Below are 21,067 nucleotides of genomic sequence, written 5' to 3'. Positions count from 1 at the left end.
ATGAGCGCTTCCACCGCCACATCCCGACCGCCGTCCCGCCCCCGGCTCGGCGTGTTCAAGTTCGCCTCGTGCGACGGCTGCCAGCTCACCCTCCTCGACTGCGAGGACGAACTGCTCGGCCTCGGGCACGAGTGGGAGATCGCCCACTTCCTGGAGGCATCCAGCGCGGTCGCCTCCGGCCCGTACGACCTGTCCCTCGTCGAGGGATCGGTCAGCACGCCCGAACACCTGGAACGCGTGCGGCGCGTCCGCGCCGAATCCCGGTACCTCGTCACCATCGGCGCCTGCGCCACCGCAGGCGGTGTGCAGGCACTGCGCAACTACGCCGGAATCGAGGAATACCTCGCGACCGTCTACGCCCGCCCCGACTACATCCAGAGCCTCGCGACCTCCACGCCCATCGCCGCACACGTGCCCGTCGACTTCGAGCTGCAGGGCTGCCCCATCGACCGCGGCCAGCTCCTGGAGGTCATCACAGCCTTCCTCGCCGGCCGGAAACCCGGAATCCCGAACCACTCCGTCTGCTTCTCCTGCAAGCGGCGGGGCAATGTCTGCGTCACCGTCGCCCACGGGGTGCCCTGCCTCGGGCCCGTCACCCACGCGGGTTGCGGAGCCCTGTGCCCGACCTACGGACGTGGTTGCTACGGCTGTTTCGGACCGGCCGACACCACGAACCTCCCCGCGCTCGTCCCACTGATGCACCGCGACGGCATGGACGACACGGACATCGCCAGGTACCTGCACACCTTCAACGTGACCGCCTTCACCGCCGTGGAGGAGGAGGGACCCGGATGAACCAGCTCTCGGACCGCTCCCGGATCCTGCGCGTTCCCGCGCTCACGCGTGTCGAGGGAGAAACCGCGCTGCGCCTGCGGGTCCACGACGGGACCGTCACCGAGGCCCGGCTCGGCATCTACGAGGCCCCCCGGTTCTTCGAAGCCCTTCTCCGGGGCCGGGCCCACACCGAACCCCCCGACCTCACCTCCCGCATCTGCGGTATCTGCCCGGTCGCCTACCAGCTGAGCGCCTGCCGGGCCGTCGAGGACGCGTGCGGTGTCGGCGTCGACGGCCCGCTCGCCTCCCTGAGACGCCTGCTGTACTGCGGAGAATGGATCGAGAGCCAGACGCTTCACATCTACCTGCTGCACGCGCCCGACTTCCTCGGCCACGACGACGTGATCGGCATGTCCCGCTCCCACCCGGCCCACGTCAGGCGCGGACTGCGGCTGAAGCAGACCGGTAACGCCGTCATCGAGCTGCTCGGGGGACGCGCCGTCCACCCCGTCGGCGTGCGCCTCGGCGGCTTCCACCGCGCCCCCACCCGCACCGAACTCCGCCCCCTGGCGGAGCGACTGCGCCTGGCTCTCGACGATGCCTGGGAGACCGTCCACTGGGTCGCGGGTTTCGACTTCCCCGAGACCGAGTGCGAGGCCGACCTGCTCGCCCTGGCCGAGCCGGGCACCTACGCCATCGAGTCCGGTGTGCCCACCGTCGTCCCGTACGACGCCACACGCCCGTCATGGAGCTTCCCCCTCCGGACCTTCTCCGACCACGTCACGGAAGCGCAGGTGCCCCATTCCACCGCTCTCCACTCCCGTCTCGACGGACGACGGCACCTCACCGGCGCCCTTGCCCGCTACGCCGTGAGCGGACACCTGCTCTCCCCGACCGCGCTCGAAGCGGCAGCGGCGGCCGGACTGGACAATCCGCCGCTGCGTGCGGTCACCGACGGCACCGGCCCGGGTGCGGTCTGCAGGAACCCCTTCCGGAGCATCCTGGTCCGCGCCGTAGAGGTCTTCTACGCCGTGGAAGAAGCCCTCCGAATCATCGCGGAGTACGAACGGCCGACCCGCCCGTACGTGCCCGTGCCTGCCCGCAGCGGCATCGGCCACGGCGCCACCGAGGCACCCCGGGGCCTGCTCTACCACCGCTACGCACTCGACGACGAGGGCCGCGTCACCGACGCCCGCATCGTTCCACCGACCGCGCAGAATCAGGGGGCCATCGAGGAGGACCTGCGCCGGAGCGTCCAGGCCGCACTCGCTCGCGGGCAGGATTCCGAGGCGGAGCTCACCCGGCTGTGCGAACGCGTCATCCGCAACCACGACCCGTGCATCTCGTGCTCGGCCCACTTCCTGGACCTGGAGATCGAGTGCCCACACATGACAGGCCATGCATGACACGCATGGCCCCACACCGGACCGGCCTTCTGGTCTTCCGCCCCCCGACGGCGCCCTCCTCGTCGCGGTGACGCTCACCGGCGTTCCGCCGCCCGTCCGTGTCCGGGGACGGTCCTGCGGTCCGGTGTCACGCCGGACTGCGGGACGGTCGCGCCTTCGTCGCCGTTCGTGTGCGATTCAGCGGCGTACACGTGCTGCTTCACCGCGGCGAAGCTGTCCGGTGCCACCGAGATCGAGTCGATGCCGGTCCGCACCAGGAACTCGGTGAACGAGGGGTCGTCGCTGGGGCGCTGGCCGCACAGGCCGACCGGCCGCCCGGCGGAGTGGGCACGGGCGATGAGTGACCGGACGCTGCGCGCGACCGCGGGATCGGTCTCGTCGAAGACATGGGCGAGCAGTTCGGAGTCGCGGTCGACGCCCAGGGTGAGCTGGGTGAGATCGTTGCTCCCGATCGAGAAGCCGTCGAACCGCTCGGCGAAGTCCTCGGCCAGAATGATGTTGGAGGGAATCTCCGCCATCACGTACACCTTCAGACCGTGCTCGCCCCTGCGCAGCCCCTGTTCCGCCATGCCGTCGAGAACGCGGTCCGCCTCTTCGATGGTCCGGCAGAAGGGGATCATCACGATCACGTTCGTCAGCCCCATCTCGTTACGCACCCGGTGCAGCGCCCTACACTCCAGCGCGAAGCCCTCGCGGTATCCGTCGCTGTAGTAGCGGCTCGCGCCGCGCCAGCCGATCATGGGATTCGCCTCGGCCGGTTCGAAGGGCCGGCCGCCCAGCAGGCGCGCGTACTCGTTGGTCTTGAAGTCGCTGGTGCGCACGACCACCGGTTCGGGCCAGCGGGACGCCGCGATGCGTGCCACGCCGAAGGCCAGCCTGTCGACGAAGTACTGGCCGCGGTCCGGGTATCCCTCGGTGAGCTGCTCGACGGCGCAACGGTCGTGCCGGTCCAGCCGCTCGGGGTGAAGCAGTGCCATCGGGTGGATCTTGACCTGGTGGGCGACGATGAACTCCAGGCGTGCGAGTCCGACGCCGTCGGCGGGCAGGCGCCACCAGCGGAAGGAGGCGGACGGGTCGGCCAGGTTGAGCATCACGCGCGTCCGGGTGGCGGGAAGCCCGGAGAGGTCGGTCTCCTCTTCCTCGTAGGGCAGTAGCCCCGCGTAGACGTGGCCGCGGGCGCCCTCGGCGCACGACACCGTCGCATCGACGCCGTCGTACAGGGCTTCGGTGGCCCGCCCCGTGCCGACGACCGCCGGGACGCCCAGTTCGCGGCTGACGATGGCGGCGCGCGAGGTCCGGCCGCCGTGGTCGGTGACGACCGCGGCGGCCCGTTTCATGAGGGGTTCCCAGTCCGGGTCGGTGATGCCGGTGACGAGCACTCCGCCGGTCGGGAACCGGTCGAGTTCCACGGGCGAGTCGAGGACGACTGCCGGACCCTCGCCAATGGCCTCGCCGACCGCGATGCCCTCGACGAGACTCCGTCCGGGAGTGGCCGTGAGACGGCAACGGCGGAGCGTCGTCGCACGGCGCCGGGACTGCACGGTCTCGGGACGTGCCTGGACCAGCGCCAGTTCACCGGTCACGCCGTCCTTGGCCCATTCCAGGTCCATGGGGTACCCGTAGTGCTCCTCGACGGCCGCCGCCCATGCGGCGAGCAGGCGGACCTCTGTGTCCGAGAGGACCCTGTGGGCGCGTTCGGCCGTGGTGGTGTCGACGGTCCTGGTGAGTTCGTGTTCGCCGTAGACGGCCTTCTGCCGCTTCGCTCCGATCCGGACGTCGATCACGGGGTCGAGTGCCGGATCTTTCAGACTCGGTTTGAAGACCGTGTACTCGTCGGGGTCGGTCCGGCCGCTGACGACCGTCTCTCCCAGTCCCCATGCCGCGCTGACCACGACGACCCCGGGAAAGCCACTCTCCGGGTCGAGGGTGAAGATCACGCCGGCCCCCGCGAGGTCCGAACGGACCATGACCTGAACGCCGATGGAGAGCGCGACCGCGAGGTGGTCGAAGCCCATGCGTTCCCGGTAGTCGATCGCCCTGTCGGTGAAGAGGGAGGCGTAGCACCGGTGGCAGCACTCCAGCAGCCGGGCCGCTCCGCGCACGTTCAGGTAGGTCTCCTGCTGCCCGGCGAAACTCGCCTCGGGGAGGTCTTCCGCGGTGGCGCTGCTGCGCACGGCGACGTCGGGGTCCTCGCGGCTCTGCTCGTGCGCGAGCCGTTCGTAGGCGGCGACGACTTCGGTGCGCAGTCCGTTCGGCAGCGGTTCCGCCATGATCATCGTGCGGACGGCCGCCCCCACCTCGTCCAGCGCCGCCCCGTCGTGCAGGCGTGCGATCTGTTCCTCGATGCGTTCCCGCAGGCCGTGCCCGGCCAGCAGTTCCCAGTACGCGTCCGCGGTCGTCGCGAACCCGGGCGGTACCCGCACTCCGGCCGACGTCAGATGCGCGGTCATCTCCCCCAGGGAGGCGTTCTTCCCCCCGACGAGGGGGACGTCTTCGCGGCGGATCTCTCCGAACGGCAGGATGCGTGGCGTGGTGGGCATGCTGTCCTCCGCTGTGCGCACGGGATGGGCGGGTTCAGTAGGGCACCGGGTGGCCGGAAGGGGTGCGCAGGTCCGGCGGGAAGGGCTTGCGGGGTTTCGGTGGCCTGATCCGGATCCGTACGGACCACATCGCTCTCTCCTCTTCTAGGGGGCGGGCCTCTCCAGAGCTCTGGGAAAGCGTGGGCTCCCGGTGTGCCGAGTGGACCCTGTGCGGAGGGCCGAAATCGGCTCCTGCCGATCGCCGGCGCTGGAATCGCCGTCAGGTGCCCTGGTAGAGACGTTCGAGATCGACGAGCATGACCTCACCTCGCGCTTGGGCGGAGTGCAGTTCCGGGCTGAATCCGGAGGCGCCGTAGAGCGTCAGGCGGACGGGGCCGACTCTGTCGCGGGGATCGAGGCGGTCCAGGATGCGTCGTAGGTGCCGCAGATGGTGCGTGTCCATTCCGGTGTCCCGGCGGGCGAGGCCCAACGACACCAGCGGCCCGCTCAGGAGACCGTCCGTTCGCCGGACCACCACTTCGGCGTCGAGACCGGGCTTCGCCGAGGGATCGGTGAGGGAACCCTGCGATGCGGTGACGCGCTCGGCCCCCAGGCCCCAGTCGGCGAAGGAGACGGCCCAGTCCCGGCAGACCTGGGCGAATCCGCGCCCGGCGACCAGCGTGTCGAAGTCGGGGCGTGCCTCCTCCCACACGGTCCGAACGTCGCTCTGTTCCAGAGCGGCCCTGCGCGGGCGTGCCACGACGTGTTCGAAGGAGAGGAGCGGGTCGGCGATGTGGTGGCGCGTGATTCCCGGCTGCAGCCCGTCCGGCTGGGACCGGAGCAGACCACGGTCGCGGAGCACGGCCAGGGCACGTGAGGTGTCGGTGAGTTGCTGTCCGAGGAAGCCGGCTATCTCCCCGTGGGTCGTGCGGCCTGTGGCCAGCGCGGTGAGCACGGAGTGGAGGACACCGCGGTTCCACGGTCCGGTCTCCTCGTCGAGCAGACGGCGGGCCTCGTAGTACAGGGGCGTGCGTGGGTTCAGGACGGTGCGGCATACCCAGGCGTCGAAGTCGTCCCGGTCGGCCGGGACGTCGTCATTCACGTAGTCGTGCCGGTAGGCGGGGGTGCCCCCGACCACCGTGTGGACGAGGAGGGCCAGCCCGGGGTCGTCGAGCCCCCACAGGCGCGCCGCTCCCCGGAAGTCCACGGGTTGCACGTCGAGTATCAGCCCGGTGCGGGCACGCAGAGGTGAGGACGAGGCGAACAGCCGGGTCATCACGGGGGCGGTCTCGCCTCCGAGCAGCAGCCGCGCGCGGTTGTCCGGAGGCGGCCGGTCGAGGCGCCGCAGGGCCCCGTGGATGATGGACGGCAGGGCCGGGCTCGCCGCGACGAGGTCGGGGAACGAGTCGATGACGACGGGCACGGGGCGCTCGTCTCCCAACGCCAGCAGTGCGTCGAGACACTCCTTCCAGCCGCGCCAGCGAACGGGCCGTGCGAGTCGTCGATGGCGCGCGTATTCTTCCCCCGCCCTGCGCAGGGCTTCGGCCTCGGTGGCTTGCTGACCGCAGAAATAGAATCCGCCCGTCGCCTGTGCCAGCGATTCCAGTAGGAGCGTCTTGCCCTGGCGGTGACGTCCCATGACGACGCCCAGATCCGTCCCCGGGTGCGGGTCGCCGGCGAAGGTCCCGAGGGCCGCCCATTCGCTTTCCCTGTCGAAGAGGCGGTCGGGTTTGGCCAGGCATCCGGGTGCCACGACCGCGGTCGGGTGCTGTCCGTGTATGGCATTCACGCCGGGCACCTCCGGACATCTCTGAGGGCGTATCCATTCTCGGACGGGCGGGCGGCGGGCGCCCGTCGACCGGTCGTCCCGTCGCGGGCACCGCTTCGGATCTTCCGCATGTCCGGGCCCGGGGCGGAGAGTCTGTCGGGGCTGTCCGGGCCGGACGGCCGATTCGTGCCGGCCGGCCATCCGCGCCACTCTGAAGAAGTCGGCGCTGTCCGAAGACGTCAGCACGCCGCACCGCGTGGGATGCCGCATGCCGCACCGCGCGGTGGCGAATCGTCCAGGGCGCGGATCCCCGGCCGCGCGCATCCAGTGCCGTGACCGGCACGAGGCGGGCGGCACCCGAGCATGAAAGGCGGTGGGGGTGATGGGGCTCCCGATCGTCGTGGGAGTGGACGGATCCGAGGGCAGTCTGCGTGCCCTCGACTGGGCGGCGGGGGAAGCCTCCCGTTCGTCGCTTCCCTTGCGCGTCGTCCACGCGTCGCTGTGGGAACTCTACGAGGGAGTACGCCCCACTTTCGACACCGGTCGTCCCGCCGAGCAGGTCCTCGCCGAACATCTCACCGCGTCCGCAGAGGAGCGCGCACGCCTCCTCCACGCGACGGTGCGCGTGGCCGCGGAGGTCGTGCCCGAGAGCGCGGTGAGCGCCCTGGAACGCGAGAGTGGTCGGGCGGCCATGGTCGTTCTCGGTTCAAGGGGACGGGGCCGGATCGCGGGGATGCTCCTGGGATCGGTCAGCCTCGGCCTCGCAGGCCGGTCGCACTGCCCGGTCGTCGTGATCCCGGCGGCCGGGCCGGGTGTTCGGCCGGAACCGGGGCGTGTGGTCGTGGGCATCGGCGACTTCGGGAGGCCCACCGCGGCCGCCAGGTTCGCGTTCGCCCGGGTGACGGCGCGCGGTGGTGAACTCGTCGCCGTACGAGCCTGGCGCTGCCCGGCCCGCGAAACCTCGGGCCGTCGGCGCTCGATGGAGTCCCCGGTCGCCGCACACCGTCGACGGGCTGAACGCCACCTCGACGACGTCTTGGCGGTCCTGGAAGCGACCGGCTCCGGTCCCGTCGTCAGCCGCCACGTGGTGCAGGGTCCCGCACATCAGGTGCTCATCGAAGCGGCGACCGGGGCGGAGCTCCTGGTCGTCGGAGCGCACCGGAGCGACGGGCGCCCCGGCCCGCATCTGGGGCCCGTGAATCACGCTGTGCTGCACTATGCCTCGTGCCCGGTGGCCGTGGTCCCGGACACCCGCTGAGCAGAGCCGCAGCTCTCGGGACCGTCACACGCCGGGATTTGCTGCGTCTCTTCCTGCACCCGACGCGGAGATACGTCGAGGACGTGCTCGAAGACACCATGGGCATCGGATCCGCCGCGGTCACCATCCATGTGGTGGACGGCATCGTCACCCATGTCGCTCACGGTGCCCTCGTCGTGACTTCCGCGGAGCCCCCGGCGGGCCACACACGCCCACGGTAATGGGCGCACGCCGAGCGGCACCACGTGGACCGCAATCGGCTCAGCCCATACAGTCGGGCGTTTCCTCCAGACCGGTGACCACAGTCCGCAGGCAGTCGGGATCGGTCATCCCGTCACGGTCCACCAGCCGGCCTTCGACGAGATCGCTCGGTGGCAAGGCGGATCTCCAGGTCAGTCACGGGAGGAGCTTTCGGTGATCAGCCCGGCAGCCACTGGATGAGCCGCGAAGAGGCATGCCTCGGTGCGGGCCGATCGGCCCAGTCCAAGGCGACAGCGGCCCCGCAGCCATGGAGACTGTAGAGGGGACGCGGCTTGAGGAGCTTTCGTGACGGCGTTCCGGGACTTCCTGATGCGGTTCCGTCCGGCCGGTTCGCCGGGCCCGGCGGCCACAATGGGTGTGCCCGCAGATCGTTCAGCGGACCTCGCGGCCGAACTGGACCCAGTGCTCTCGTGCTTGGAACAGGCCGAGACAGAGGCACAGCAGATCCGCGAAGCGGCCGCTCAGTTGGCGGAACAGAACCGACGGGCCGCTGCCGACAAAGCCGCGGAGATCGTGGGGCTGGCCCGGACCCGCGCACGTGAGGTGCGGATGGAGAGCGCCGCGAATACCTACGGCCTGGCCAAGACCGAGGCAGCGGAGTGTCTTGCGGAGTCGGAGCGCAAAGCTGTCCTGCTGAAGCGCCGAGCGCAGCACCGCATGGCTTCCCTCGTTGAGCACGCGCTGGCGGACATCGGACAGATCAGCGCCTCGGCGGTGCACGCAGGGGAACACGCCGAGGGGAGGTCTCGGTGGGAGCGCAATGGGTCGCGGGGGTGACCCGGGCCAGAGCCATGGCGTCGCACCGTCCGGGAATCCGCGCGGCCCGTGAAGTGGCGGCCGCAGCCACGCTCGATGATGCCCTCGGACAGCTGGCAGCTACGCCGTACCGGCGCATGCTCGACACAGAGGCCGGGCTGGCGGCCGCACAGCGGTCCGTAGCAGCGACCCTGCTGTGGCATCTGCGGGTGGTCGCGGGTTGGCTGCCGCGTCAAGGGGCAGGCACGGTCCGCCTCCTGGCGGCGGGCTTCGAGATCTCCAACGTGGAGGAGCACCTGCGGGTGCTGTCAGGCGCGGCCGCCGACAGGCCGTGCCCGTACAGGCTCGGCGGGTTGGCGACGGCCTGGCCTCGGTTGGCCGAAAGCCGGTCCCCGGCCGAACTCCGGGCCGCGTTGGCCTCCTGCGCATGGGGGGATCCGGGGGACGAATCGGCGGCTGCGGTGGGCATCGGCATGCGGGTCTCTGCCACCACCCGCACAGCGGGGGCCGTGCCGGAGGCAGTGTCCTGGGCAGCAGGACGTCTTGCCCTGCTGGTCGCCCGTGAGCTGTTCGTTCACGGGCGTCGGCTGACGGAACCGTCGGGTCGGCGCGCTGCCCGGGTCCTCGGCCCCGGAGTCCTGCGCGCCGCCTCCTTCGTCGACTTCCGTCGGCAGCTGCCGGGCACGGCGCGCTGGGCGGTGGACGGCATCGACGAGTCGGCCGACCTCTGGCGAGCCGAGGCGCGCTGGTGGAATCGGGTCGAAAAGGAAGGCTCCGAGCTGCTGCGCGGCTCGCGCCTGGACGCCGCCCCGGTCGTCGGTGCTGTCGCATTGCTCTCGACGGACGCCTGGCGGGTACGGGCGGCGCTGGAGTCGGCCTCACGGGGCGGCACGCTGGAGGCATTCGATGCGCTGGGCTGAGGCCATGACACCGGTCCGCATGCAGCGGGTGGCGATCGTCGCGCCGCGTGAGGCACTCCGGGAGACGCTGGTGCGGCTCGCGGACGCCGGATGCGTCGAGATCGACCGGACCGAAGGCCCCGGGCAGGGCGAGCGTGGACCGGCAGCGCGTCGGTTGAAGCTTCTGCGCGCCGAGCCGCCGAGAGCGATGCTCTCCGCCGATCCTCCCGACCTCGACGCCCTCGAACGCGAGGGCCACGCGAGTTTGCTGGCGGGCGAGGCACAGCTTGAGGAGCGTTCCGCCAGCGCTGTGCGGCGCGGAAGCGTGGTGGCGCTGGCCGGCTGGTGCCCAGCCGACGAGGTACCGGCGACGGCCGGGCGGGTGGCCGAACTCGGCGGCGCGCTCGTGGCGTTGAAAGCGCCGCGGGGTGTCGACCCGCCGACTCTGTTGCGCAGCACCGGACCGGTGCACCGTTCGTTCACTTCGCTGGTGCGCACCTACGGGACAGTGCCGTACGTCGATGTCGACCCGACGTGGCCCTCCGGGATCGCGTACGTGGTGATGTTCGGCATGATGTTCGGCGACGCGGGGCACGGCGCACTGCTGCTCCTGATGGCGCTCCTGCTGCGGACCGGCCGCCCCCGCAGGCTGGTACGGCTCCGTGCGATGTGGCCCTTCTTCGCAGGCGCTGGGGGCACAAGCATTGCGTTCGGCTTCGCCTACGGCGAGTTCTTGGGTCCTACGAAGGTCCTCCCCGTACTGTGGCTGGCCCCTCTGGACCACCCCGAACGGCTGCTCGCGGCCGCCGGCGGAGTCGGCGTAGTGCTGCTCGCGTGGGCATATGGCGCAGGCATCGTCAATCGCTGGCGGGAGGGCGGCCCGGCGCGGGCTTTGTATGCGGTCTCCGGCATCGCGGGTTCAGCCCTGTTCGTCGGCTTCGTCGGCCTCGCCGCAGGTGGGTATCTGCACGACACGTACCTCACCCTCACGGGAGCCGGGATCGCGGCCAGCGGTCTCATGTTGGCCGCCTCGGGACTGTTCACCGCTTCGGGGGGCGGTGTCGCCGGGGTGATGCAGACCGCGGTTCAGCTCTTCGACTCGGTGGTACGGATCTTCTCGAACACCGTCTCCTTCGCACGGCTGGCCGCCTTCGGGCTGACGCACGCAGCGCTCGGCGCTGTCGTGTGGAGGGGAACGACCGCACTTGCGCACATGGGTCCGGGCGGGCTGATAGCAGCGGCGGCGGTCTTCACCATCGGTAATACCTTGGCGTTCTCACTGGAGGCGCTGGTCGCCGGGGTACAGGCCCTGCGGCTGGAGTTCTACGAGCTGTTCTCCCGGGTCTTCGAAACCTGGGGCCGTCCCTTCCACCCCTGGCATGTACCCACGCAACACACGGAGGTGGCACCGTGATCGCCTGGCTCATCGCCCTTCCCTCCCTCGCGGTCATCTTTGCTGTCACCCGCCAGTTGGCACGTCGGCACGGACGAGCCGCCCTCCGGTTGATCATCGCGGCTGACGTCCTGCTGCTCGGCGGCGCGCTCGCTGTGCTGATCGTCGCGCTCAGTGGCGGCGCGGCGCGGGCGGCATCCAGCACGGCCGCTGCCGGGTCCGGTGCCGGGTCCGCCGCTCTGATCGGCGCCGCGATCGCGGTGGCAGGGGCCTCGATCGGTGCGTCGATCGCCGTCGCCTACACCGGGGCTGCGGCACTGGCCGCCATGAGCGAGCGTCCCGAGCTGTTCGGCAGGGCGATGGTCATCGTCGGACTCGCCGAAGGAATCGCCATCTACGGGCTGGTCGTCGCGGTCCTGTTGCTGGGGAAGGCCTGATCATGGGACGGGTGGTGGCCATCGGCGCACGGGAACGGGTGGCCGGGCTGTCGCTGGCGGGGGTGGGCGTCCTCGTCGCAGAAGACCCCGAGGCGGTATGCCGGGCCTGGCAGAGCGTGTCGGACGAGGTCACGCTGGTGATCGTCACCCCGGCAGCGGCCGAGGTGCTCAGCCAGACGCAGTTGCAGGGCACGCGGCCCCTGGTCGCGGTGATGCCGGAATGACGACACCGGGCGCTGACCGGACAGACACCCTCGCGGCGGTACGGGCCGAATTGCTGCGCTCGGCCCGGGCCGACGCCGAAGCACTGATCGTCCAGGCTGCATGCGATGCCGAGGCGGTGCTCGAACGCGCCAGGAACGAGGCCGAGGAGATCGTGGAACAGGCCCGTCGCGAGGGTGTGGCAGAGGGCACTGCCGCCGGAGCGGCGGAGCTGCTGCGGGCCCGCCGCACTGCCAGGGCCCGCGAGCAGGCCGCCCGCCTGGAAGCTTACGAGGAGCTCCGGCGCCAGGTGACGGAACGCTTCCGGGCCCTGCGGTGCACGGCGGACTACCCCGGCCTGCGAGACAGGTTGGAACGGCGGGCGCGGCAGCTCCTCGGTCCCGACGCCACCGTTACGGAACAGCCCGGTGGCGGGGTGGCCGCTCACGCTGCCGGCCGTCGGGCCGACTTCACTTTGGACGCTCTGGCCGGCCGCGCACTCGACCGCCTGGGCGCGGACACGGAAGCCTTGTGGGCGCCATGACCGGCTCGCCCCGAGCCGGTCCCGCGATCCTGCGGGTCACGGGACCGCTGGTCGAGTTGGAGTACACCGGAGACATCGCTATGAACGACCTGGTCTCCCTCGGAGAGGCCGGGCTGCCCGGAGAGGTGGTGGCGATCACTGACACGGTGGTGACCGTCCAGGCGTACGAGTACACCGGTGGCCTGGCACCCGGAGACCGCGCCCGCCCCCGGGGCAGCCCGCTGTCGGCCCGGCTGGGCCCCGGTCTGCTCGGCGGGATCTTCGATGGCCTCCTCCGCCCACTGTCCGGCTCTGGCGACTGGCTGCTGCCCGGAAGCGGGGGGAGCGAGGACGAGGCGCGTGCCTGGGGATTCACCCCTGCCGTGGACGTCGGCGATCGGGTGACAGGGGGGCAAACACTCGGCGAGGTCCGGGAGACGGGCCCTGTGCAGACGCAGATCCTGTCACCGCCCGGCTGCACCGGCCCGGTGGAGGAGATCGTCCCGGAAGGGGACTACACCCACAACTCGCTGCTGGCTGTCGTCGGCGGCGCCGAGGTCCGGATGACCGCCGACTGGCCGATCCGCCGGCCGCGCCCCGTGCGTGAACGCCTTGACGCCCGCCAGCCGCTGCACACCGGTCAGCGTGCGATCGACCTGCTCTTCCCTGTCGCCCGGGGCAGCACGGTAGCCGTCCCCGGCGGATTCGGGACCGGCAAGACCCTGCTGCTCCAGCAGATCGCCAAGTGGTGCGAAGCCGATGTCATCGTCTATGTCGGCTGCGGCGAGCGCGGCAACGAGATGGCCGATGTCATCGCCGAACTTTCCGATCTCGCGGACCCGCGCACCGGAGGCCGGCTGGTCGAGCGCACGGTGGTCATCGCCAACACCTCCAACATGCCGATGATGGCCCGGGAGGCCAGCATCTACACCGGTGCGACGGTCGCCGAGTACTTCCGGGACATGGGGCGCGACGTAGTGGTCATCGCCGACTCCACGTCGCGGTGGGCCGAAGCGCTGCGCGAATTCGCCTCCCGCACCGGCGCACTGCCGGCCGAGGAGGGCTATCCGGCGGGTCTCGCCTCGGCGATCGCCGCGTTCTACGAGCGCGCCGGTGCGGTGACCACCCTCGGGGGTGACCGGGGCTCGGTCACCGTGATCGGTGCGGTCTCCCCACCCGGGGCGGACATGGCCGAGCCGGTGACCGCCCACACCGAGCGCTTCGTACGCTGCCTGTGGACGCTCGACCGCGAGCTCGCCTATGCCCGCCGCTACCCGGCCATTTCCTGGGCGGGCTCCTTCTCGCGCGACGCCGACGCCCTCGCGGCCGGGCACGCGGAGGCCGGCGACCCAGCGTGGCCGGGCAGGCAGGCAGAGATCAGCTCCCTGCTGGCGGAGGCCGACCGGCTCACCGATCTCGTCGACCTGGTCGGCATCACCGCACTCCCCAGCCAGGAACGTGTCAGCGTGCTCGGCGGCCGACTGGTGCGCGAAGGGGTTCTCCAACAGAGTGCCCTGTCCGACCGGGACGCCTACTGCGGTCCGGAGAAGACCGCTGCGCTGGCCGAGGCGGTCCTCACGGTCATCGCGCAATGCCGGGAGCTGGCCGAGGCCGGTGTGCCGGCAGGCTCCATCGAGGAGGCAGACTTCGGCCCCCTGCTGCGCGCCCGCGAGGAAGTCGGCCCGCACGATACTGCGGGCGTGGCCCTCCGGCGGGACTCCGTGCTCGCCGCACTGCGGGAGCTGATGTGACCGCCTGGGGCGAGGTCGAATACACGGCCATCCGTGAGCTGCGCGGCCCGCTCGCCGTCGTGGACGGGGTGAGCGGAGTCGGCTGGGACGAGTTCGTCCTGGTCACCCTGGAGTCCGGCGAGCAACGGCACGGCCTCGTGCTGGAAGTGGACCGCGAGGTCGCTGTGGTGCAGGTCCTGGAAGACACCGCCGGCATGGATCCCGCACGCGTGCGCATGGCGTTCGCCGGAGGGCCGCTTCGCATCCCTGTCGGCCCCGGCTGGCTGGGCCGCGTCTGCAATGGCCGCGGCGAGCCGGCCGACGGCGGTCCCCCGGTCTTCGGGCCAACCACCGCGGCCGTCGGTGGCACCCCGATCAACCCGGTGCGCCGACAGCCACCCGGAGAGCCCGTACTCACCGGTGTCGCCGCCATCGACGGGCTCACCACACTGGTACGCGGGCAGAAGCTGCCGGTCTTCTCCGTCGCGGGTCTGCCCCATCTGGAGCTGGCCGTCCAGATCGCCGCTCAGTCCACCACTGCTGGCGAGCCCTTCTGCGTGGTCTTTGCCGGTATGGGGCTCACGCACGCCGATGCCTCCTTCGTCCGGGACGCCCTGGAAGGACGCTCCGCCGCCCACGAGCTGGTGCTGCTGCTCAATACTGCTGACGAACCGGTCATCGAGCGGATCCTCACCCCGCGTCTGGCACTCACCGTCGCCGAGAACCTCGCGTTCGACGGTGGCAGGCACGTCCTCGTGGTGATGACGGACATGACCAGCTATGCGGAGGCGTTGCGCGAGGTATCCGCGGCGCGCGGCGAGATCCCGGCGCGTCGCGCCTACCCCGGCTACCTCTACAGCGACCTCGCTTCCCTCTACGAGCGCTGCGGGCGGATCCAGGACCGGCCGGGCTCCGTCACGGTCCTGCCCGTGCTGACCATGCCCGCGGGCGACATCACCCACCCGGTTCCCGATCTGACCGGGTACATCACCGAAGGCCAGGTCGTCCTCTCCCGCGAGACCCACACCCAGGGCGTGTACCCTCCCGTGGACGCGCTTTCCTCGCTTTCCCGGCTGATGCGCAAGGGCGCCGGGCCCGGCCGCACCCGCGACGACCACCTCGATGTCGCGGCGCAACTGCTGGCCTCGCTCGCCCGCGCCCGCCAGGTCCGCGAGCTCTCCGATCTGGTCGGGGAGACGTCCCTGAGCCCGGCCGACCGCCGGTACCTGGAGTTCGACCGGGCCTTCCTGCGCCGCTTCGTGGATCAGCGACCCGACGAGCTGCGCACCCTGGACCAGACCCTGGACCACGCCTGGCAGGTGCTCCTCACCTTGCCCCGCAGCCAGCTCGCCATGCTGCCGACCGCCCTGCTCGATGCGCATGGGGCAGGGCCGTGAGCACGCTTCACGTCCCGCCCGGACGTGCCGGACGCCTCCGTCTTCGGCACAGCCTGGACGTCGCCGAGCGCGGCGCGGACCTCCTCGAACAGAAGCTCCGCATCCTGCGCGCCGAGCACCAGCGTCTGCAACAGGCCCAGGAAGCCGCCGCGCACGTCTGGCACGAGCGGGTGAAGGAGGCCGAAACCTGGCTGGTACGCGGTCTTCTGCTGAGCGGGGAGGGGGCCCTGGAGGCGGCGGCGCAAGCGCTGGACCGAACCGATGCAACGGCCCGCTGGACCAGCTCGATGGGCGCCCGATACCCGGCGAACGTCTCCTGCACCATGCCCACGCGCCCGCCTGCCGCTGCCGCACCGGCCAACACCGCCTTGGTGCACGCGGAGGCCGCGTACCGAGAGGTGGTCCGGGCGGCCGCCGAGCACGCCGTTGCCGCAGCCGCCGCCCGCATCATCGGCGCGGAGGTGCTGAGCACCCGCCAACGGGTTCGCGCCCTGCAACGCCACTGGATCCCGAATCTGCGCGAAAGACTCGCCCAGACCGAGCTCGCCCTGGAAGAGAGCGAACACGAGGATGCCGTCCGACGGCGCTGGGCCTCTGGCGTGCGTCGGGAAGAAGGACCGCCCTCCCGATGAAACGCCGACCACCGCGGATACGAAACTCAGTGTGCGCCACCGGCCTCCGGGCTTGCGCCCACAGGATGCAGTACCGGCGCCGACAGGCCGCGAGGCGTACCGGGCGGACCCGTCCGGCACACCTTGCGGTTCCAATAGGCCCAAGCCGGGGACGCCCCGCACAGCACAGTCTGGAGTCCTGAGCAGGTCGAGGAGACGGTTGCCGCTTCGTCGGCGGGGAGAGGCACGGTGCCGCCGAGTGGCACGCCTTCCAGTCAGCCTGCAGCATTCAGCGGAAGGACCCGACCATGCCCCGGCACACCAGCACCGAGAAATCACGCACCAAGCAGTGGAGCGTGCGTCTGGACCTCTTCGAGGAAGGTGACCTCACCAAGGCTCATGCCGTACTCGACACCGATGACACCACGCTTCAGAGCCGCACCTCCGCACAACGCAACCCTCACGACGTACCCGTCCCCGAGATAGGCGACGAGTACGCTGCCGGCCGGGCCCTGATCGACCTCGGCAATCAGCTGCTCCGCGCCGGAAGCAAGGACGCCGCGCGGAGCGACCTCGCCGCCCCCGAGTGAGGAAGAGCACGATTGGGAGCCGCCCGCGAAGCGGGCGGGCGGCCTCCTGCCAGGCGTCGCGGTCGTCGCGGAGCCACCGTCCGTACTCCAGGACGACGTCGTCGCCGACCGGCGCTGGTCCCAGCGCTTTGCCAGTTCGATCAAGTCGCCCCGGGAAAGCTGCCCGTCGGCGATCGACAAGCCTCCGATGTTGGCGCCATTGATGTCGCTCTCGTAACCGAGGAACTGCGCATCGAGCGCGCACGCGCCACAGCGGGCGCCCGCTCGGGGACTGCTTGGGGCAGAGGGCCCGGCGACGGGCGGCCGGTCTCAGGCATTGTGTGTTCCTTCTCATGCGGCGGCACGCCAGGCGTGGCAGTTTGAGTACAGCGGAACCATGAGGAAGCGGTGACTGCCGTACGAGCCCGTCCCGGCGATCGCCTTGTCGTTGGGGCGTCGGCTGGAAGCCGCCGAACGGGTCGCGGTCCTGACCCGACTCGCCGAGCAGATCAACGGGTGGTCTCGGTGGTCAACCGTGTGACCGTGCACCCGGCGTGTCCCGGCACCACCGTTCCCGGGGCGGCCGCCGCACCCGGAGACCACCGGCTGCCGCCCGCAACAGGCACGACGACACGTCCCGCACTGCTCCGGGAGTGCGGACCGAGGACGAGGACCCGGTCATGGACAAGCGTGTCATCCACCAACGGCCGACCCCCGGGTTCGCCATCGAGCTCCAGGATTATGAACAGGCCCGTGCCGAATTCACCTGGGAAGAGGCCCGGTCGCGGCTGGCCGGACTCCCCGGCGGGGGGCTCAACATGGGTTACGAAGCCGTGGACCGTCAGGTCGCGGCGGGTCTGGGCGGGCGCGAGGCCCTACGGTGCGTCACCGCCGGGGACAGGGTCTCTCGCGTCAGTTACGGCGAGCTCGCCCGCCTCACCGGGCGATTCGCCAACGCGCTCACGTTCATGGGGGTGGCCCGTCAGGAGAGGGTGTTCACGCTGCTGGGCCGCTGCCCGGAGCTCTACACGACGGTTCTGGGCACGCTGCGCGGGGCGAGGGTGCTGTGCCCGTTGTTCTCGGCGTTCGGACCGGAGCCCGTCCGGCAGCGGCTGGCGCTGGGCGACGCGCGCGTTCTCGTCACCACCGAGGAGCTGTACCGGCGCAAAGTGGCGGACAACCGGCACCGCCTGCCTTCCCTGGAACACGTCCTGCTCGTCGGTGCCGTCGAGGATCCGCCACCCGGAACGGCGTCGTTCGACGAGATGCTGAGACGGGCTTCGCCCGAGTACACCGTTTTGCCCACCTCGCCGGAGGACATGGCGCTGCTGCACTTCACGAGCGGTACCACCGGCGCGCCCAAAGGAGCGGTTCACGTCCACGAAGCGGTCGTTGCCCACCACGCCACGGCAAAGTTCGCGCTCGATCTGGGCCCGGGTGACGTCTACTGGTGCACGGCGGACCCCGGTTGGGTGACCGGTACCTCGTACGGGATCATCGCTCCGCTCACGCACGGGGTCACCGTGGTGGTGGACGAGGGCGAGTTCGACGTGCACCGCTGGTACCGCATCCTGGACGGCCAGAGGGTCTCGGTCTGGTACACGGCACCGACGGCGATCCGCATGCTGATGCGTGCCTCCCCCAGTAGCGCGCCGAATGGGCTCCCTGGGCCGTACGACCTCTCGGCCCTGCGTTTCATCGCCAGCGTGGGAGAACCGCTCAACCCGGAAGCGGTCCTGTGGGGGCAGGACGTCCTCGGGCTGCCGATCCATGACAACTGGTGGCAGACGGAGACGGGCGCAATCATGATCGCCAACTTCGCCTCCGGCGACATCCGTCCGGGGTCCATGGGGCGTCCCCTGCCCGGTGTGGAAGCCGGTCTGCTCGAACGCGGCAAGGACGGGCGCGCCGAGGTCACTGCGGGGCACGTGCGTGTGATCGGTGAATCGGGCCGGGTGGGGGAGCTCGCACTGCGTCCGGGCTGGCCTTCCATGTTCCGTGGCTACCTGCATGACGAAGCCCGCTACGCGGCGTGTTTCGCCGACGGCTGGTATCTCACGGGCGATCTCGCCAGTCGGGACCAAGACGGCTGGTATTGGTTCGTGGGCCGTGCCGACGACGTCATCAAGTCGGCGGGGCATCTGATCGGACCGTTCGAAGTGGAGAGCGCGCTCATGGAGCACCCGGCCGTCGCGGAGGCCGGGGTCGTCGGCCGTCCGGACCCCGTGGCCGGTTCGGTCGTCAAGGCATTCGTGTCACTGCGACCAGGGTGCACACCCGGACTGCCGCTGAAACGCGAGCTCCTGGCGTTCGCACGCCGACGTCTGGGGCCGGCCGTGGCCCCCCGGGAGATCGAGTTCGAGCAGGACCTCCCCAGGACACGGAGCGGCAAGGTGATGCGCCGGGTCCTGCGCGCCCGGGAGACCGGACTGCCCGAAGGAGACCTGTCCACGATCGAGAAGCCGGAGTGAACCGCCCGCGAACGGAGGCACGACGATGAGCGGCACCACCGCACGCACCGACCGACCTGCCCAGCCGCCGGTGCGCAGAAGTACACGCAAGAAGGCCGGCGCCACGACGACGGGGCGGATCACTTCCGATTCCGGGCACCGCCTGTCGCTGCTGCGGGACATGCTCACCATCCGCCGGTTCGAGGAACGCTGCGTCGAGCTGTACAGCAGCACGAAGATCCGGGGGTTCGTCCACCTCTACATCGGCGAGGAGGCCGTCGCCGTAGGCGTCAACGCCGCCCTGCGCCAGGAGGACGCGGTCGTGTCGACCTACCGGGAACACGGACACGCGCTGGCCCGCGGGGTGCCCGCAGACGCGGTGATGGCCGAGATGTACGGAAAGGCCACCGGTTGCAGCCGCGGGCACGGAGGCTCCATGCACCTGTTCGACGCGGAGCGCCGCTTCTACGGCGGCAACGCGATCGTGGCCGGCGGACTGCCCCTGGCCGCCGGGCTCGCGCTCGCCGACCGGATGCGTGGAAGCGCACGTGTCACCTGCTGCTTCTTCGGCGACGGAGCCTTCGCCGAAGGCGAGTTCCACGAGACGGCCAATCTCGCGGCGCTGTGGCAGCTGCCCCTGCTGCTGGTGTGCGAGAACAACCTGTACGCAATGGGGACGAGCCTGGCCCGCGAACACGCGCAGACCAACCTCGCGATGCGTGCCGCGTCCTACGGCATGCCCGCCTGGACCGTCGACGGCATGGACGTGCTCGCCGTCGAATCGGCCGCCGGCCGGGCCGCGGAATCCGTGCGCGGGGGCGGCGGTCCGCACTTCCTCGAAGCGCAGACGTACCGGTTCCGCGCCCATTCCATGTACGACCCGGACCGCTACCGGCCCAAGTCCGAGATCGAGCAGTGGAAGAAGCGGGATCCGATCCAGGAGCTCGCCGACCGGATGCGCTCCGCAGAACATCTCGACGACAGCACGATGCGGCAGATGGAACAGGATGTGCTCGACGTGATCGAGCGCGCCGTCCAGTCGGCGGAGGACGGACCGACAGAGCCCGTCGCGGACCTGCTCCGCAGCGTGACAAGCGCAGCAAGGGACACCTCATGACCACACGCCGGACATCCACGAACACCCCACCGCCCACGACATACCGGGAAGCGCTCCGTGAAGCACTACGCGAAGCGCTGCGGGACGAACGGGTGTTCCTCATGGGTGAGGACGTCGGTAGATACGGCGGCTGCTTCGGGGTCAGTCTCGGACTTCTGGAGGAGTTCGGCCCCGACCGCGTCCGCGACACTCCGCTCTCGGAGTCCGCTTTCGTGGGCGCGGGCATCGGTGCCGCGATCGGGGGGATGCGGCCGGTGGTCGAGATCATGACGGTCAATTTCAGCCTGCTCGCTCTGGACCAGATCCTCAACAACGCGGCCACCCTGCTGCACATGTCCGGCGGGCAACTGAACGTGCCCGTGGTGATCCGCATGACCACGGGGGCCGGGCGGCAGCTCGGCGCACAGCACTCGCACAGTCTGGAAGGCTGGTACGCCCACATCCCGGGCATCCGCGTCCTCGCCCCGGCGACCCTGGAGGACGCACGGCACATGCTGGCGGCCGCGCTCGCCGACCCGGACCCGGTGCTGATCTTCGAGCACGGCAGTCTCTACAACGCCGCAGGCGTTCTCGACCCCGCGGTCGAGGCCGTCGACCTCGACCGCGCGGCGGTGCGCAGGCCCGGCACGGACGTCTCCGTCGTCACCTACGGCGGCTCGCTGCCGAAGGCCCTGGCCGCCGCGGACATCCTCTCCGGCGAGGGGGTCAGCGCGGAAGTCCTCGACCTGCGCGTCCTGCGCCCGCTGGACGACGCCACGATCATGGAGTCCGTGGGCCGCACCCACCGGGCCGTGATCGTGGACGAGGCATGGCGCAGCGGAAGCCTCGCCGCCGAGATCTCCGCACGCATCACCGAGCAGGTGTTCTTCGAGCTCGACGCCCCGGTGCAGCGCGTGTGCAGCGCGGAAGTGCCCATCCCGTACGCCCGGCAGCTCGAGGAGGCGGCGCTGCCCCAACCGGCCTCCATCGTCGACGCGGTCCGCCAGGTGGTGAGCTGA

The 21,067-nt window shown here is 70.7% G+C and carries 19 protein-coding genes; 17 read left to right on the top strand and 2 right to left on the bottom strand.

Annotation, left to right across the window (positions count from 1 at the left end; all coding sequences use genetic code 11):
- Together ACGF2V_RS14595 and ACGF2V_RS14590 are read left to right on the top strand one after the other, a co-directional pair.
- On the top strand, window positions 1-795 hold the full coding sequence (locus tag ACGF2V_RS14595) for an oxidoreductase (RefSeq protein ID WP_362626268.1): 795 nt from the start codon (window positions 1-3) through the stop codon (window positions 793-795).
- Complete coding sequence (locus ACGF2V_RS14590; protein ID WP_362626265.1) at window positions 792-2,180, top strand: nickel-dependent hydrogenase large subunit; 1,389 nt, start codon at window positions 792-794, stop codon at window positions 2,178-2,180. The genes ACGF2V_RS14595 and ACGF2V_RS14590 overlap by 4 nt, the downstream gene beginning before the upstream one ends.
- Before the next feature lie 74 nt (window positions 2,181-2,254).
- Here the strand turns inward: ACGF2V_RS14590 and ppsA are convergent, their stop codons facing one another.
- Window positions 2,255-4,720: a phosphoenolpyruvate synthase gene (gene ppsA, locus ACGF2V_RS14585; RefSeq protein WP_362706239.1), complete on the bottom strand. Its 2,466-nt coding sequence runs from the start codon at window positions 4,718-4,720 to the stop codon at window positions 2,255-2,257.
- Between the two features lie 259 nt (window positions 4,721-4,979).
- Complete coding sequence (locus ACGF2V_RS14580) at window positions 4,980-6,488, bottom strand: ArsR family transcriptional regulator (protein ID WP_362626259.1); 1,509 nt, start codon at window positions 6,486-6,488, stop codon at window positions 4,980-4,982.
- Window positions 6,489-6,849: 361 nt separating this feature from the next.
- On the opposite strand from ACGF2V_RS14580, the gene ACGF2V_RS14575 reads away from it, so the two are divergent.
- From ACGF2V_RS14575 to ACGF2V_RS14505, 15 genes are all read left to right on the top strand, one after another.
- Window positions 6,850-7,725 carry a universal stress protein gene (locus ACGF2V_RS14575; RefSeq protein ID WP_362706241.1) on the top strand — a complete coding sequence of 292 codons (876 nt, stop codon included), beginning with the start codon at window positions 6,850-6,852 and terminating at the stop codon, window positions 7,723-7,725.
- An 83-nt stretch (window positions 7,726-7,808) separates the two neighbouring features.
- Window positions 7,809-7,946, top strand: coding sequence for a hypothetical protein (locus ACGF2V_RS14570; protein ID WP_362706244.1), 138 nt, complete (start codon window positions 7,809-7,811; stop codon window positions 7,944-7,946).
- A gap of 325 nt (window positions 7,947-8,271) precedes the next feature.
- Complete coding sequence (locus ACGF2V_RS14565) at window positions 8,272-8,763, top strand: hypothetical protein (RefSeq protein WP_362626252.1); 492 nt, start codon at window positions 8,272-8,274, stop codon at window positions 8,761-8,763.
- 116 nt (window positions 8,764-8,879) lie between these two features.
- Complete coding sequence (locus tag ACGF2V_RS14560) at window positions 8,880-9,662, top strand: hypothetical protein (RefSeq protein WP_362706246.1); 783 nt, start codon at window positions 8,880-8,882, stop codon at window positions 9,660-9,662.
- A complete protein-coding gene (locus ACGF2V_RS14555) occupies window positions 9,649-11,055 on the top strand; it encodes a V-type ATPase 116kDa subunit family protein (protein WP_362626246.1) in 1,407 nt (468 codons plus the stop codon). Before ACGF2V_RS14560 ends, ACGF2V_RS14555 begins: the two co-directional genes overlap by 14 nt.
- On the top strand, window positions 11,052-11,471 hold the full coding sequence (locus tag ACGF2V_RS14550; RefSeq protein WP_362626243.1) for an ATP synthase subunit C: 420 nt from the start codon (window positions 11,052-11,054) through the stop codon (window positions 11,469-11,471). Before ACGF2V_RS14555 ends, ACGF2V_RS14550 begins: the two co-directional genes overlap by 4 nt.
- Before the next feature lie 2 nt (window positions 11,472-11,473).
- The gene (locus ACGF2V_RS14545) at window positions 11,474-11,695 is read left to right on the top strand and encodes a V-type ATP synthase subunit F (RefSeq protein WP_362626241.1); all 222 of its coding nucleotides are present in this window, start codon (window positions 11,474-11,476) and stop codon (window positions 11,693-11,695) included.
- On the top strand, window positions 11,692-12,216 hold the full coding sequence (locus ACGF2V_RS14540) for a hypothetical protein (protein ID WP_362706249.1): 525 nt from the start codon (window positions 11,692-11,694) through the stop codon (window positions 12,214-12,216). Before ACGF2V_RS14545 ends, ACGF2V_RS14540 begins: the two co-directional genes overlap by 4 nt.
- Window positions 12,213-13,946 (top strand): V-type ATP synthase subunit A, encoded by a 1,734-nt coding sequence (locus tag ACGF2V_RS14535; protein ID WP_362706252.1) that lies wholly within the window; start codon window positions 12,213-12,215, stop codon window positions 13,944-13,946. The genes ACGF2V_RS14540 and ACGF2V_RS14535 overlap by 4 nt, the downstream gene beginning before the upstream one ends.
- Window positions 13,943-15,322 (top strand): V-type ATP synthase subunit B, encoded by a 1,380-nt coding sequence (locus ACGF2V_RS14530; RefSeq protein ID WP_362706255.1) that lies wholly within the window; start codon window positions 13,943-13,945, stop codon window positions 15,320-15,322. The genes ACGF2V_RS14535 and ACGF2V_RS14530 overlap by 4 nt, the downstream gene beginning before the upstream one ends.
- On the top strand, window positions 15,319-15,954 hold the full coding sequence (locus tag ACGF2V_RS14525) for a V-type ATP synthase subunit D (protein WP_362626230.1): 636 nt from the start codon (window positions 15,319-15,321) through the stop codon (window positions 15,952-15,954). Before ACGF2V_RS14530 ends, ACGF2V_RS14525 begins: the two co-directional genes overlap by 4 nt.
- A 287-nt stretch (window positions 15,955-16,241) precedes the next feature.
- Entirely contained in the window at window positions 16,242-16,523 is a 282-nt protein-coding gene (locus ACGF2V_RS14520) for a dsRBD fold-containing protein (RefSeq protein ID WP_351633444.1), read from the top strand.
- A 659-nt stretch (window positions 16,524-17,182) separates the two neighbouring features.
- Window positions 17,183-18,973: an acetate--CoA ligase gene (acsA, locus tag ACGF2V_RS14515; protein ID WP_362626226.1), complete on the top strand. Its 1,791-nt coding sequence runs from the start codon at window positions 17,183-17,185 to the stop codon at window positions 18,971-18,973.
- 25 nt (window positions 18,974-18,998) lie between these two features.
- Entirely contained in the window at window positions 18,999-20,069 is a 1,071-nt protein-coding gene (pdhA, locus tag ACGF2V_RS14510; protein ID WP_362626223.1) for a pyruvate dehydrogenase (acetyl-transferring) E1 component subunit alpha, read from the top strand.
- Window positions 20,066-21,067, top strand: a complete 1,002-nt coding sequence (locus ACGF2V_RS14505) for an alpha-ketoacid dehydrogenase subunit beta (RefSeq protein WP_362626220.1) — start codon at window positions 20,066-20,068, stop codon at window positions 21,065-21,067. The genes pdhA and ACGF2V_RS14505 overlap by 4 nt, the downstream gene beginning before the upstream one ends.

It is taken from the genome of Streptomyces sp. NPDC047982 (genome assembly GCF_043204165.1).
In the GTDB taxonomy this organism is placed as follows: domain Bacteria; phylum Actinomycetota; class Actinomycetes; order Streptomycetales; family Streptomycetaceae; genus Streptomyces.
The sequence above is the reverse complement of the archived record's forward strand: the minus strand, read 5'-3'. Positions and strand labels throughout refer to the sequence as shown.